The 13,947-nt window shown below is 68.5% G+C and carries 11 protein-coding genes; all 11 read right to left on the reverse strand.

The features are described from left to right. The coding region (locus tag VFW04_04135; protein HEX5178493.1) for a glucokinase at window positions 1-321 on the reverse strand (321 nt) is incomplete at its 3' end. Further along, window positions 318-1,025, reverse strand: a complete 708-nt coding sequence (gene pgl, locus VFW04_04140; protein ID HEX5178494.1) for a 6-phosphogluconolactonase — start codon at window positions 1,023-1,025, stop codon at window positions 318-320. The genes pgl and VFW04_04135, both read right to left, overlap by 4 nt. 103 nt (window positions 1,026-1,128) lie before the next feature. Further along, the gene (locus tag VFW04_04145; protein HEX5178495.1) at window positions 1,129-2,142 is read right to left on the reverse strand and encodes a hypothetical protein; all 1,014 of its coding nucleotides are present in this window, start codon (window positions 2,140-2,142) and stop codon (window positions 1,129-1,131) included. Further along, the gene (locus VFW04_04150; GenBank protein ID HEX5178496.1) at window positions 2,139-4,559 is read right to left on the reverse strand and encodes an ADOP family duplicated permease; all 2,421 of its coding nucleotides are present in this window, start codon (window positions 4,557-4,559) and stop codon (window positions 2,139-2,141) included. The genes VFW04_04145 and VFW04_04150 overlap by 4 nt, the downstream gene beginning before the upstream one ends. Window positions 4,560-4,752: 193 nt before the next feature. After that, entirely contained in the window at window positions 4,753-5,052 is a 300-nt protein-coding gene (locus VFW04_04155; GenBank protein HEX5178497.1) for a PAAR domain-containing protein, read from the reverse strand. A 45-nt stretch (window positions 5,053-5,097) separates the two neighbouring features. Continuing rightward, a complete protein-coding gene (locus VFW04_04160) occupies window positions 5,098-5,682 on the reverse strand; it encodes a hypothetical protein (protein HEX5178498.1) in 585 nt (194 codons plus the stop codon). Between the two features lies 1 nt (window position 5,683). After that, window positions 5,684-7,777 (reverse strand): type VI secretion system tip protein VgrG, encoded by a 2,094-nt coding sequence (locus VFW04_04165; GenBank protein HEX5178499.1) that lies wholly within the window; start codon window positions 7,775-7,777, stop codon window positions 5,684-5,686. 85 nt (window positions 7,778-7,862) lie between these two features. Continuing rightward, window positions 7,863-10,571 carry a type VI secretion system ATPase TssH gene (gene tssH, locus VFW04_04170; protein ID HEX5178500.1) on the reverse strand — a complete coding sequence of 903 codons (2,709 nt, stop codon included), beginning with the start codon at window positions 10,569-10,571 and terminating at the stop codon, window positions 7,863-7,865. 17 nt (window positions 10,572-10,588) lie between these two features. Beyond that, on the reverse strand, window positions 10,589-11,605 hold the full coding sequence (gene tssG, locus VFW04_04175; GenBank protein ID HEX5178501.1) for a type VI secretion system baseplate subunit TssG: 1,017 nt from the start codon (window positions 11,603-11,605) through the stop codon (window positions 10,589-10,591). Beyond that, window positions 11,587-13,431, reverse strand: a complete 1,845-nt coding sequence (gene tssF, locus VFW04_04180; GenBank protein HEX5178502.1) for a type VI secretion system baseplate subunit TssF — start codon at window positions 13,429-13,431, stop codon at window positions 11,587-11,589. The genes tssG and tssF overlap by 19 nt, the downstream gene beginning before the upstream one ends. Then, window positions 13,424-13,945, reverse strand: coding sequence for a type VI secretion system baseplate subunit TssE (gene tssE / locus VFW04_04185; protein ID HEX5178503.1), 522 nt, complete (start codon window positions 13,943-13,945; stop codon window positions 13,424-13,426). The genes tssF and tssE overlap by 8 nt, the downstream gene beginning before the upstream one ends. Between the last annotated feature and the right edge of the window lie 2 nt (window positions 13,946-13,947).

Raw genomic sequence — 13,947 nt, forward strand, 5'->3', positions numbered from 1 at the left:
GCCGCGGGCGATGGCGTCGAGGTCGTTGAGGAGACGCGCGTGCGGGATACCGATCTCTTTCGCGAGGCTTCGTTCGTCGAGCGTCCACGGCAAGTTAGGCGTGGCCGTGCGGCCGTCGGTCACCGGACCGGCGACGCCGAACGCCGCGCGCAGCGGCAACTCGCTCCCCGGCCGAAGAAACTCCTGCACGATGGGCGCGAGCGACGGATAGTCCGCGCTCGGGAATCGCGCCTCCCGCACGAGCTGCACCCGCCGATCGTCGATGTCCACCACCGCCAACCGCGCGTGCGTGCCGCCGATGTCGCCGGCGAGCACTCTCATGCCGGCGCAGGCGTCAGCTTGGACGCCGCTTCGCGGTCGAGAATCCACACATCGCAAAGCGCCAACTGCACCGGCAGTTGGTGCGGATCGCGCGGTCCCTCGAGCGCGCGCTGCACGATGCCGGCCTTCTCCCGGTCGGCAACGATCACCGCGGTGCGGCGCGCGGCGGCGATCACGGGCGGCGTGATCGTCAGGCGTCGCGGCGGCGGGAACGGACTGTCGGACGGCACGAGGCGCCGCGTGCGTTCGTCCAGGGTCGGCGCGCCGGGAAAGAGCGAGGCCGTGTGTCCGTCCGGGCCGATGCCTAACAGCAAGACGTCGAACGCCGGCGGGAGGAGCCGCTCGTAGTCGCGCGCGGCGGCGTCCAGGTCGGCGCGCTCGCCTTCCATGCGGTGCACGTTGCCGTTGGGCACCGGCACGCGGTCGAGCAGCGACGCCCGCGCCATCCCGTAATTGCTCATCGGATCGGTGGGCGGCACCGCGCGCTCGTCGCCGAAGAAGACGTTCACCTTGTCCCACGGGATCACGGGGAACGCCGCGCCGAGCTCTGCATAGATCGGCTGCGGCGACTTCCCGCCCGACAACGCGATCGAACACCGGCCGGTCTCCCGAATCGCCTGCAGGATTGCATTCGCAATCCATGCTGCAGCGGTGTGCGGCAGCTCTTTCGCTTCGACGACGATGCGTTCCGGCCGATTGGACAACTCGCGACGCCTCCGGTGGTGACGGCTCGACACGCCCATGGGCGTGGCCGATCCGCGTGTTCCGAAACTTACCGAAAGCGCGACGCGCGTGCAGGGCGTGCGACTATCGCGGCCGGGGCTTGGCCGCCACCCAGCGCCAGATGTGCAGATCGCCGCCGTCCGTGAGGGCGTACACGACATCGCCTCGGACCGCTATGGCGCTGGAGGGGAGCGGCAGCCGACGGGAGCCCTCGTAGACTCCAGTGGAGACGCGATACATGTCGACGGTGCGGCCACGGTCGCCTGGAGCGTTGCGACCGTTCCAATAGAGCGAGTAAATGATTCCGGAGTCGACGGCGAGCGCAAGCGTAGCGGGCGGCGCATCCGGGCCGGCCTTGTACGTGTGCACGGTTCTTCCGCGGATGACGACGTCGCTCTCGCGGAACCGCGGGAAGGGCCGCGGCTCGACGGACCACACATCGCGCACGTGGCCGTGCGCGTGCGGTGGGGCGATCAGAAATCGTCCCGCGTCAACATAGGCGACGACCAGCGTGTCACCCGTCATGGCCAGGAGGGCGTCGCCCACTGCGTCCTTTGGCGCAGTCAATGTCCGCGGCAGCCGCAGCGCGCGAACGCGGACTCCGCGCGCATCGAACAACGACGGCCTCACGCCGATGAACGACGCTTTCCAGAACGAGCCGTCGGGCCGCGGAGCAAGGTGGGGGCTGTCGTGCAGCGGGATGACGCGCTCGACGGCGCCTAACGGAGAGATGATCGTGCACCGTCCGGCGTTCGGATCCGCCGCCCACACGCCGCCATCGAGGCCCGGAGCAAGCGACACGACGCGGTCCACGTGGAACCGGAGCGAGTCGGGGGGCGTGTAGCGCCAGCGCACGTGTCCGTCGAGCGCGAGCGCGAGGACGGTGCCCGGGCCGGCGTTGAACACATACAGCGTGTTGCCGGCGAGCGCGAGCGAAATCGGGTGGTCGAGTCCGCCGGCGCCGCCGGTGAGCTCACCGAGGCTGCGCCACGAGCCGTTCTCCCATCGCCGTGTCGTGTCTCTCTGCTGCGTCGTTGCGGCGCGCGGGAGTGCCGCGCATGCCGCGGCGACGATCACCACCAGGCGCGAGGCGATCACTCCGAGCGCAGCACGCGCATGGGATCCACGCGCGTCGCCTCGAGGAGCGGCGCCACTATGGCGAGGAGCGTACCCACGACGAGCACACCGCACACGATCTCGAGCACGGCAGGGTCGGTGGTGCTCACCCCCGAGAGCAGCGCGCGTAAGAAGCGCGTCGTGGCCCAGGCGCCGGAGAGGCCGATCGCAAGGCCGGCGCCGAGGAGGCGCGCAACCCGCCGCAGTACGAGACGGACGACATCGCCGCGCTCCGCGCCGACCGCGACGCGGATGCCGATTTCTCGGCGACGCTCCTGCACGATGTACCACATGCCGGCAAACATCCCGCCGCCCGCGAGCAGCAGGGCGACTGCGCCGAAGGTGCCCAACACGGCGAGATAGAAGCGCGGGCGCGCGGCGCTCTCCGTGAGGACGGCGTCGAGCGGCCGGCCGCCGGCCACCGGTTGGGCGGGGTCGAGACGGCGCACGATGCGGCGGATCGCGCCTAACGCGGCGCCGGCCGCGAGCGACGCACGCACCATGACCGTCAGGTGCGCCACCGGCATCCGGGCGAACGGCAGATATGCGTCCGGCGGCCGCGGCCGCGTGACCCCCGGCGCAACCACGTCCGCGACTTCCCCGATGATGCGCCGCGGCTGCCACGGCGCAGCCGGATGGTCGCCATCCGGCACGTACACGACTTTGCCTAACGGATTGGCGGAGCCGGAGACACGGTGCGCCAGCCCAGCGCTCACCACGATCGGGATGACTCCGGCCCCGGAGGCCGGCGCGTCGCGCGCATCGAATCCACGGCCGCGCAGGACGGGGGAGCCGAGCACGCGAAAATACTGGTCGGTGACGACGTTCCAGCTCGCGGCGACGGTATCGCCGGCCGCGCGCAGCGGCGCGGTCACGCCAACCGTCGCCGGCGGCGTGAGCGCGATCGCCACGGCGACGACGCCCGGCGTGGCCTCGAGCGAATCGGTCAACGAGCGCACGAACGGCAGAACCGACTGGCGGTCGCGAAACCAGGGCTCGACCGGGCGCGTGATCGTCGCGACGATCACGTGCTCGGTGCGCAGGCCCGACGGCGTGCCTAACAACTTGATGACGCTCTTCGCCAGGAGGCCGGCGCCGGCGAGGAGCACCACCGTGACGGCCAGCTCGGCGACGAGCAGCGCGTCGTACGCGCGCACGAACACGGGCGACGCCGAGAGGCTCCCTCCGGTCCGGAGTGCATCGGCGGCGTCGCCGCGCGTCGTGAGCAGCGCCGGGATGACCCCGCTCAGCACGGTGGTCAGAACCACCAGGCCGACGACGACGAGGAAGGCGTCCGGGCGGACGGCGATCTCCGTCGCACGCGGCACGAGGGATGATCCCAGGCGGCGCACGATACCGACGAGCGCCGGCGCCGCGAGCAGCGCCACCACGGACGCGCCGGCCGACAGCACGAGCGTTTCACACAGCATCACCGATGCCAGGCGCGCCCGGCTCGCGCCTAACGCACGCCGCACGGCCTGATCGCGGCGGCGCGACGCAGCGCGCGCGACGAGGAGCGCCGCCGCGTCGGCGCAGGCAACCACGAGCACCAGGACGCTGGCGCCGAACAGCATCAGGAGCACCGGGCGCACGTCGCCGACGATCACCCGCTGCAGCGGCTCTGCCGCCGCGCGCGCCACGCCGTAGCTGTTGCCGTACGTCACGCCGTGCGGCGCGAGCGACGCCAGTGTGCGCCGCACACCATCCACATCGCGGCCGGCCGACAGGCGCACGACCGCGCCCGCAAGGCCGATGCTGTCGTTGTCGGCCAGAAACGGCATCTGCGCATCGAGCGGCATCCAGGCGGCGGCATCCGGTGTGACGAGCGCAACCGTCTGGGGCATGACGCCGATCACCGTCACGTCGGCGCCGTCCACGGACATCGACCGGCCGACGACGTTCGGGTCGGCGCCGTACGCGTCGCGCCACAGCGAGTCGGAGAGCACGATGACGGGCGGCGCGCCCGGACGATCGTCATCGGCCGTCACACCTCTGCCTAACTGCGCCCGGACGCCGAGCACGCGGAAGAGATCGGGCGTCACCGTCGCCACCCAGCCGCGGCGCGCCCCCGCCGGTGTGCCGAGATCATACGGCATCTCCTGCCAGCCCGCCGAGGCCGAGCCCGGCACAGCGCGACGCCAGCGCTCGAGCATCGGAAGCGACGGCCCCACCAGCCCGCCGCGTGGATTCCGAAAGCCGATCGATACGAGGTCATCCGCGCTTGGGAACGGGAGCCCGCGCACGACCACCGAGTCGACCACGCTCCACACGGCGGTGACGGACGCCATGCCCAACGCGAGCATCGCGACGATGACCCAGGCGAAGGCCGGCCGGCGGCGCAATGCGCGAACCGCGGCTCGTGCGTCATCGCCGCATGCTTTGCCGATCGCGGTGCTCATGTGAGGCGTGTGCGAGAGAACCAACAGACGTTCTCGTTCACCACAACGCACGCGGCTCGACCGACCGTGCGCCAGAGCGTTGGTCGTGTGCAGCCGAGCGATCCGAGCGGTATCCGGTGTGCCCGTGCTGTGTCGGTGTCTTCACGAGCGTAAATATCAGAACTCGTGCTCCCCTGAACTCAGAGGCCGTCCGCTAGCCGATCAACACCGTCGGAGCGCCGAGCACGATGGAACCTCCGTGCGCCGTCATGTCGCCCATGCGCGCCGCCGGCTGGTTGCAGATGAGCACGGTGAAGGAGCCGAGCGCGATCACATCCGGCGGGCCGACGCAGGTCGCCATGTCGCCGACCCGCGCGGCCGGCACGCCCGCGATCAACACGGTGACGCCGCCGGGCGGCAGCACCGGTCCTCCGACGTGCGGAATCGGCGGCACGCCCGGCGTCACCATCGGACAGACGTGCATGTCGGACACGCGCGCGGCCGGCTGGCCCATGGTTCGTCCTCCGTTAGCAGGCCCGGAGGCCCGCGTTAGGCATCGTCACGAGCCGCCCCAGAGCTTGAGACGGTTCACCACATCCAGCCCCTGCGCGATGAACGACTGAAACCGCTCCGGCGCCTTGGACGCGTCGCCGCAGACCGCGGCGGCCACCACGGCGCCGGTGATCGCCTTCGCCGTGAGAAATTCGCCCGGCGGGACCGGCGGCGTGTGTGCCGGCCCCAGGCTGCCGCCGCTCACGAACGCGGCGAGCGCCGTGCAGCCGGCCGGCGTCGCAAGTCCGACGGCCTCGGCAGCCCGCATGGCCGCGCGGCGATTGTCGTCGGTGGGCTGCGTGATCCAGCGTTCGGTCGCCTCGAGCGCCGCCGCATCCTTGGGCGTCGGCGCCTCGGTGGCGGCGCGGCGCGCGCAGACCCACGCCCACCAGATGCCTTCCCGTTTGGGCAGCGCGTGCGCGAGAAAGCGCACCGCATCAGGATAGAGCTTGGCATCGAGCAGCGTCTGCACGTATTGCGCGGGCCCGTGCGTCGGTGCGAGCGCGACCTTGGCCTCATCGCCTAACCCAGCCAACTCGATGAAGTCCGACATCGTCCGCGCCGCCACGGGCGGCTGGGCGCTCGTCGTCATATCAATTGATCATGGTGATGGCGCCCTTGGCCTGCAGCATCGCGTCGGCGCTGATGGAGGTCATCATCCCCTTCACCTCGCACTGAATCTGCCCCTCGATGGACACCATCATTCCGCTGATCGTGATCCCCTGCTGGCTGATCTTCACACTGTTCCCGCCCACCTTCAACTCGATCTGCTCGAGCGCTTCGAACGAGATGCTGCCCGCATCGCAAACCGTTTTCTGATCGCCCGTGTGCACCGCGACTTTCATGTCGCCCACGTCGATCTCGATCGAGTGGTCGCCGTTCGCGAGGTGCGTCTTGTGATTCCCTTGCGTGAGGTCGGCGGAATAGCTGCCGTTGTCCATGTCCAGCGTCTTGTCGCCCTTCTGGAGCCACACTTGGCTGTTGCCGTCCTGAAGGATCAACGAGTGCGTGCCCTTCTTAAGCGTCGTCGAGTGATCGCCTTCGTCGAGCATCGTCTCGTCCTTGCCCTTTTTGACGGTCTTCACCTCGTCCGACTGAATCGTGGTGGTGCGCGTGTTGCGCACCTCGCGCGTCTCGTTGTTCTTGACCACCGTCGACAGGTCTTTCTCCGCCTGCACGGTGATCATTTCGGAGCCTTTCTTGTCCTCGAAGCGCAGCTCGTTGAAGTTGTCAGACCCGCCGTCTTTCGAGCTGTGTGTCTTGATGCCCGTCTGCGTCTGGTTCGCCGGCAGCGTGTAGGGCGGCATCTGCTCCGCGTTGTACAACGAGCCGACGATCACCGGCCGATCGGGATTGCCCGACTCGAACGCGACGAGCACTTCCTGGCCGATGCGCGGCCAGGCCACGAATCCCCACTGCTTGCCGGCCCACGGTTGGGCGACGCGCACCCAGCACGAGCTCTGTTCGTTCTCCTTGCCTAACCGATCCCAGAAAAACTGCACCTTCACGCGCCCGTACTTGTCGACCCAGATTTCTTCGCCGCTCGAGCCGACGACGACGGCCGACTGCAGGCCGTACGCGGCCGGCCGCGGCGTCACGCGTTCGGGCCGGTACGGCGTCGAGAACGGAATGCAGTTGAACGTGTTCCAGTAATGCGGCGACGACCCGTCGTTCGCGCTGATATAGCTTCCGTTCGACCCGGAGTGCGACACCACGGTGAGCACGTACGGCCCGTTGTTGGCGGATTGCGGGTGCTCGTTGAGCGTGAAACGGTAGCCGGGCGTGAACGCGCGGCAGCTGCCCGAGCCGGACGCGGTCGCGACGCGCGCTTCCTGCTCCTGCATCCGGACGCGCGCCACGGTCTCGCCGTCGCTCTTCTTGCCGTAGGCGCCCGGGAACTCGTACAGCTCGTAGGCGTCGTTGTCGCCTAACTTGATCGTCGTGGGTTCGCTCACCGACAGGCTCGTGCTCGGCGTCTCGAAGTTGTAGTCGGTGAACGTGTACTTGCCGGCGCGGAACTCGTGCACCAGCTCCCACGACGACACGACATCGACGTCGCTCGATCCGCTCGCCGTCGAGTGGAATCGCGCGGTCGCCTGTCCGGCAACGGTCTGGTGCGCACTCGAGGAATCCGCGAGGACGAGCGTGTGCTTCGACTCGTCGTGCTCGAAGAAATAGAAGATCCCGTACTCTTCCATGAGACGCGATACGAACGCGAAATCCGTCTCGCGGTACTGCACGCAATAGTCGAGCGGCTGATAGGTGCCGGTGACGTTCAACGTGTAATCGATGTTCGCCTCCTTGAACACCGCTTCGATGACGTCGGTGACGCTTTTTTGCTGGAAGATGCGAATGTCCGCGCGACGGGTGAGCAACGACAGCACGGGGACGAGCTGCGCGCGGTACCAGATGAACGTGGAATCCGAGCCCGTTTGCGCGAACGAGCTCACGACGCCGTTGATGTGGCGCGAGACGTCGCCGGAGGCATCGGCGATCGCGATCGTCATCGGCTGGGCGATCAGCTGTTTCGCGTCGACGGCGGTGTCGCGGGTGGCGCACAGCGAGAGGTCGAACCGGAACGGCATCGAGATGCCCTCGCTGCCGGAAAATCCGGCCAGGAGCAGCACGTCTTTGCCTAACGGAGTGGTCACCTTCAGCAGGCGATCGTCCTGCGTATAGTCGCTCACGGCTCACCGCCTTTGGCCGGGCTCGGCGCCCGGTCTGGAAGAAACGCGCGTCGCACGCATGCCCGCGTGCCCAACCGCAGTGCTGTCACGCGACGGCCGCCGGTTCCGCGGCCGGCGCGGCCGCCGGCGTCGACGTGGACGTCGCGCTGTCGACGTGGTAGTCGAACGCGCCGTCGGCGCCCACACCCACCCGAATGGCGCTCATCCGATCCCCGGCCGCCATACGCTCGAGCAGCTCGCGCGAGATTTCGGGCAGCAGCGTGTTGGTGAGAATGTTGTCCACGTTGCGCGCGCCGCTCTCGACCTCCGTGCAGCGCTCGGCCACCTGGTTGACGAGCGCATCGTCGTACGTCATGGCGACGCGGTGGGTCTCGTTCAGGCGGCGCTGGATCTTGCCTAACTTGAGCTTGATGATGCGCTTCAGGTTCTCGTCCCGGATCGGGAAGTACGGAATGATCACCATGCGGCCGAGGAACGCCGGCTTGAACACCTTGTCCAACTCCGGCTTGAGCGCTTTCACCAGGCCTTCGTCGCTCGGCGCCGTCTCGGGATCGGCGCACAACTTCATGATCGTGTCGGTGCCGGCATTGGTCGTCAGGATGATGATCGAGTTGCGGAAATCGATCTGCCGCCCTTCGCCGTCCTCCATCTGCCCCTTGTCGAACACCTGGAAGAAGAGCTCGAGCACGTCGGGGTGCGCCTTTTCCACCTCGTCCAGCAGCACCACCGAATAGGGCCGCCGGCGCACGGCTTCCGTTAGGACACCGCCTTCGCCGTAGCCCACGTATCCCGGGGGCGACCCCTTGAGCGTGGACACGGTGTGCGCTTCCTGGAACTCCGACATGTTGATGGTGATGAGATTCCGCTCGCCGCCGTAGAGCAGGTCGCAGAGCGCCAGCGCCGTTTCCGTCTTGCCGACGCCGCTCGGTCCCACGAGCATGAACACGCCTTTCGGCTTGTTCGGGTCTTCGATCCCGGCGCGCGACGTGCGGATGCGCCGGCTGATGAGCTCGAGCGCGTGCGATTGCCCGATCAGCCGCTTGCCCAGATGGCTCTCGAGCTCGAGCACGGTGGCGGTCTCGTCGCGCTGCATCTTGCCCACCGGAATGCCGGTCCACCCCGAAATCACTTCGCCGACGATGCCGGCGTCCACGCAGACGCGCACGAGGGGCGTCTCGCCCTGGAGCGCCGCCAGGCGGTCCTGGAGCGCGGCCATTTCGTCGCGCTGCGACGCCGTCCCATCGCCGCCTCCGTTCGCGGCGGCGCCTGCCTCGAGCGCTTCGCGAAGCGCGCGGATTTTCGCCACGAGATCGCGCTCCTCGGCCCAACGCGTGCTGAGCGCGCCCAGGCTCGCTCCCACCTCGGCGCGTTCCTCGGCGATCTTGCCCAACCGTTCGGCGTGGTCGCCGCCGGCCGCCGCTTCGCGGGACAGCACGCGCTCCTGCACCGCCAGGTCGTCGAGGCGCCGTTGGGCATCCTCGATCGCCGGCGGCGTGGCGTTCTGGCCTAACGCAAGACGGGCGCACGCGGTGTCGAGCACGCTCACCGCCTTGTCGGGCAGCTGCCGGTCCGCCAAAAACCGGTGGGAGAGCCGGACCGCCGCATCGACGCCGTCATCCAGGATGCGCACCTTGTGGTGGTGCTCGAGCGACGGCACGATCCCCCGCATCATGAGCAGGCACTGCTCTTCGCTCGGCTCCTCCACCTTGACTAACTGGAAGCGGCGCGCGAGGGCCGGATCCTTCTCGAAATACTTCTTGTACTCGGACCAGGTCGTGGCCGCGAGCGTCCGCAGCTCGCCGCGCGCCAGCGCGGGCTTGAGCAGATTCGCCGCGTCGCCCTGGCCGGCCGAACCGCCCGCGCCAATCATCGTGTGCGCTTCGTCGATGAACAGGATGATCGGCGTCGGCGACTGCTTCACCTCTTCGATCAGTCCCTTGAGTCGATTCTCGAACTCGCCTTTCACGCCCGCGCCGGCCTGCAGCAGCGCCAGGTCGAGCGTGCGCAGCGTGACGTTCTTGAGCGACGGCGGCACGTCGCCCTCGGCGATGCGCCGCGCGAAGCCTTCGACGACCGCGGTCTTGCCCACGCCGGCCTCGCCGACGAGAATCGGGTTGTTCTGACGGCGCCGCGTGAGGATGTCGACGCACTGGCGCACTTCGAAGTCGCGGCCCAACACCGGATCGATCTTGCCGTCGCGCGCCTTCTGCGTCAGGTCGACCGTGTACTGGTCCAAGTTAGGCGTGCGTCCGCCGGCCGCGCGCGGCGCGCCCGCGCCGGCGCCCGAGTTCGGAGCCTCGCCGGCGCCGCCCCCGATCTCCTCCGACGAGGACGCCACGATCGCCGCCAGATCCTTCCGCAGCGCCTCGGCCGGGATCTTCGCGAACTCTCTGCTGGCGTCGCCAACCATGCGCGCCAACTCGGGATCGGATGCGAGCGCGAGGATGGTGTGGCCGCTCCGCACCGTGCTCGCGCCGAAGTCGACCGACCCGATGGTCCACGCCTCGGTGAACATCTCGACCAGCTTCGGGCTCAGCACGGGCGTACGCGCGTTGCCCGTTTTGAGGCGGTCGAGGCTGCGCGTGAGCTCGCCCGCGAAGCGCGAGCGGTCGATCCCGTAGTGCTTGAGGATGAACGTCAGGTCGCTGTCGGGCACGTCGAGCAGCTTCATCAAGTAGTGCTCGACTTCCACGTCGTAGTGGGTGCGCGAGAGGCACAATCCGGCGGCCGACTCGAGTGCGTTGCGGGTCACCGGGTTGAGCTTGCCGATGAGGTGCTTCAGGTTGACGGTCATGAGACGCCGGTCCGGGCTTAGAGAGTGAGAACGGTTTCGTCTGGGTCGCGGTCGAGGGGCGCGCTGCGGAGCCAGGTGCACCAGCCTAACGGAGCGGCGCCTTCGTCATCGGCGCCGAGCGTGCAGGCGGGCACCGCTTCGCGGTCGAGCACGAGCTGCAGCTCGACGTCGGTCCGGCCGCCGGTGAAGAAGGCAGCGAGCGCGCGGATTTCTGCATAGGCGTTGCCATCGGGCAGGAACATGTCGTACGGGGCGCGCGGCATGGGGCCCAGGCGTATGCGAATCCTGGCTTGCTGGTCCCAGGTTTCGTCGCCTGCCACCGCGCCTAACCCGAGCGCCGTCGACGCCGTGTCGTCGTCGCCTAACTCGCATTGGGTGTCGGTATCGAGCGGGTACCAGCCGCCCACGAACTGCTCGATCTCGGCGGGCACGCCGAAATAGTCTTCGATCAGGTGCTCGAGCGCCACGGCCGGCCGCGTGGGCAGCGCGAACAGGCCGCTGTAGAACAGCAACGATTCATCCCGCACCGGCAGCCGGCGGGCGAGCCCGGGGGTGCCGATGCCCACCAGGTCCATGAGGTGGCGCATGAGCGGATCCGACCCCTCGCGCTCGTGCGGCACGATGAACCGGTTCTTCTCCCATGCGCGGTAGAACAGCGAGATGATGCGGTGGTTGAAGATGTCGATGAAGTCGCGGGCCGCCGTATCCCGCACGCGCTCGCGCTCGGCGATGAGCGACGTGTAGTGCAGCGGCAGCACGCCCTGTGGTCCCGTTAGGCCCATGAAGTTGACGCGCATGCGCGCCGGGCCGTCCGCGTCCATGTCCAGCGACTGGATCTGGCTCGCCGGGAATGCGATCGCCGCGTGCGCGCCGAAGCGCACGACTTCGTCGGCCGGCGACCCGAAGCCGCCCACCGGCGCGCGCGTCGGCCGCAGCTGTTCCAGGTGGTGGACGGCCTGGAAGAACTCGAACGAGTTCGGGTCGTCGCGGAGCACGCGCTCGAGCGCGTCGGAGGTCAGAGGAGCGTCTTCCATCCGGCCCTCGGCGGCCACACGCGCATCACGTCCTTCCGTTGGGTGGTGCGCGCGGCAAGAATCGAAAAGCTGTTGATCGACGCGTACAATCCCAGAAATCGTTCGAGCACGGTCGCGAACAAGAACGCGCCGCCGCCGGTGAACTGCTCCTCGTCGAGCGTGATGTCGACGCGGGTGCCGCGGGCGAAGCTGAGTCCGTGCGCGGATGAGACGCGGGAGTACGCCGGTCCGCTGGACACGTCCACCAGGCCCTGGATCTGTTTCTCGGCCGCGGCGGTGTCGGCGAAGTTGTGCAGCCGCAGGATCTCGCGCAGCGCTTCGGCGCCGCCCTCGACGAGCGAGAGGTAGTTGAGCGAGAGCTGCGAGATGAGGCGCCACAGCTGCGGCTGGCCTAACGGCGGTTCCACCACCGACGTCGGCTTGACGATCGCCGTGATGCGCTTGATCGGGCCGCCGCCGTCGAGCTCGAGATCGCCGGCCCCGCTGCCGAACGGCAGCCGGCTGGGCAGGTCCGCGTTGTAGCAGGTGAGACGCGCCGTCACCGCGTCGGCATCCGGCTCGACTGGCGCCGACGACAGGTCGACGAACGACAGGTAGACATCCGACCCACCATCGGGTCGCCAGCCCGCCGTGCGCCTCACCGCGTGCCAGAAGAGCTGCGGCGTGTTGCCGTTGGTCGCGTGGCGATAGGAATAGAAGGGTTCGAACCGCGCCGGCGCGGTGGCGCCGGGCGAGACGCCCAGCACCTCGTCCACCGAAAAGATGGACACGGACTGGCGCCGCCGCGCGTCGGGCACGAGGAGATATTCGTGCTGGCGCTGCGTGAGCAGAATCGGCTCCGACGTTTGCGGAAACAGATTCACCGCCGGCGTGCAGCCTAACCGGATCGTCCGGTCGCCGATGCCCGCCTCGAGCATGCTGCGGCGATCGGCGCGCTCGAAGGGCGACAGGAACAGCAGCAGCTCCACGCGCTCGCCGAAGCCGGCTGTCCGCAGCTGCGACAGCCCGGCGAGATCGTAGAACAGGAATTTCTCCGGGAAGGTGAAATACTCCTGCAGCATCCGGTAGCCGACGAACGAGCGCCGCGGGTACGGCAGCATGCCGTCGTCGTCGCCGAAGCCCGCCGGCGTGAGCGCGTTCGCGGGCAGCGCGATGGCCCGTCCGCCGGCGGCCTTGCCCGCCGGATCGCGCGCCAGAATGCGCACGACGTTGTTGCCTAACAGCTCGTAGAGCGAATACACCGTCGACGAATCGCCGGCGAGGTGGAAGCGCAGTGTGTCGAGCGCGAGCTTGGAGAACGACACGTCGGGATAGCACGTGAGCTCGATGCGCAGCACCGCGATCGCATCCGGCGCCTTGAACGCGGGCCGCAGCCGGTCGGGCGTCGTCCACTGCACGGCGGAAATCTCGACCGGCCACAACATCGTGTCGTACGCCGTACGGAACTTGCAGGGCGTGCCGGCCACCGGTCGCGACAAGAGCTGCGATCCGCGCGGAATCCGGACGCCCGTCATCACCTTGCCCTGCTCCGGGTCGAGCTGGAACTCGACCAGCGTCATCGACGGAATCGGCCGGATGTAATGCGGATAGACGATGCTCAGCAGCGCATCGCTGATTTCGGAAAAGTCGTCGTCGAGCTTGAGATGGATGCGCGCGGCGAGAAACGCGAACGCTTCGATGATCCGTTCGACGTGCGGGTCCTCGCACTTGCTCGGCTCGATCTGGAGCCGGCCCGCGACCTTCGGGTACGTTTGCGCGAACTCGGCGCCCATGCGGCGCAGGAAGGTCAGCTCGCGCTCGTAGAGGTACAGGAGCGCGTCACGCACCGGAGTCTCCGGTCACCTGGTATTCGCCGCTCGACGCATCGAGCGTGGTATCGAACATCACCGGTTCCGGATTCGGATCCATGCGCAGCACCGCGTGGATCACGAAGTGCAGATCGCGGCGGGTGGCGTTGGCGGCCGGATCCTCGACCAGCGAGGCGCGGACGTTCGTTAGGCGCGGCTCGTACATCGAGATCGCATCTTCCACCAGGCGCAGCAGCCGCGTGCGCGAGTCGTGCGCGTCGCGGCTCATCGAGCTGATGTCCGGCAAGCCGTAGTTGTAGAGCGACGCCTTGAGCTCGGGCAGCGCGTCGGTGGCCGGCTTGGCCGTGCGGCGCGTGTTGAGGAGCGACTCCAGGTCGCGGCGCACGGAGCGCTTGAGCTCGCGCACCGATTGCGCCCAGGTGACGGCCGGCTCGCTGCGTTCCTGCGGCGAGAGGTCGATGAGCCGATCCAACAAGGATTGCTGGACCGTGCGTTCGAGCTCCGCTCGCGACGTCGACCGGCGGGGCGGCACCG

It is taken from the genome of Gemmatimonadaceae bacterium, from assembly GCA_036273715.1.
Taxonomy (GTDB): Bacteria; Gemmatimonadota; Gemmatimonadetes; order Gemmatimonadales; family Gemmatimonadaceae; genus JADGGM01.

Excerpts from the sequence above, each read along its gene's own strand:
- VFW04_04150 (HEX5178496.1), bottom strand. The coding sequence starts at position 4,559 with ATGAGCACCGCGATCGGCAAAGCATGCGGCGATGACGCACGAGCCGCG.
- VFW04_04155 (HEX5178497.1), bottom strand. The coding sequence starts at position 5,052 with ATGGGCCAGCCGGCCGCGCGCGTGTCCGACATGCACGTCTGTCCGATG.
- VFW04_04160 (HEX5178498.1), bottom strand. The coding sequence starts at position 5,682 with ATGACGACGAGCGCCCAGCCGCCCGTGGCGGCGCGGACGATGTCGGAC.
- tssH (HEX5178500.1), bottom strand. The coding sequence starts at position 10,571 with ATGACCGTCAACCTGAAGCACCTCATCGGCAAGCTCAACCCGGTGACC.
- tssG (HEX5178501.1), bottom strand. The coding sequence starts at position 11,605 with ATGGAAGACGCTCCTCTGACCTCCGACGCGCTCGAGCGCGTGCTCCGC.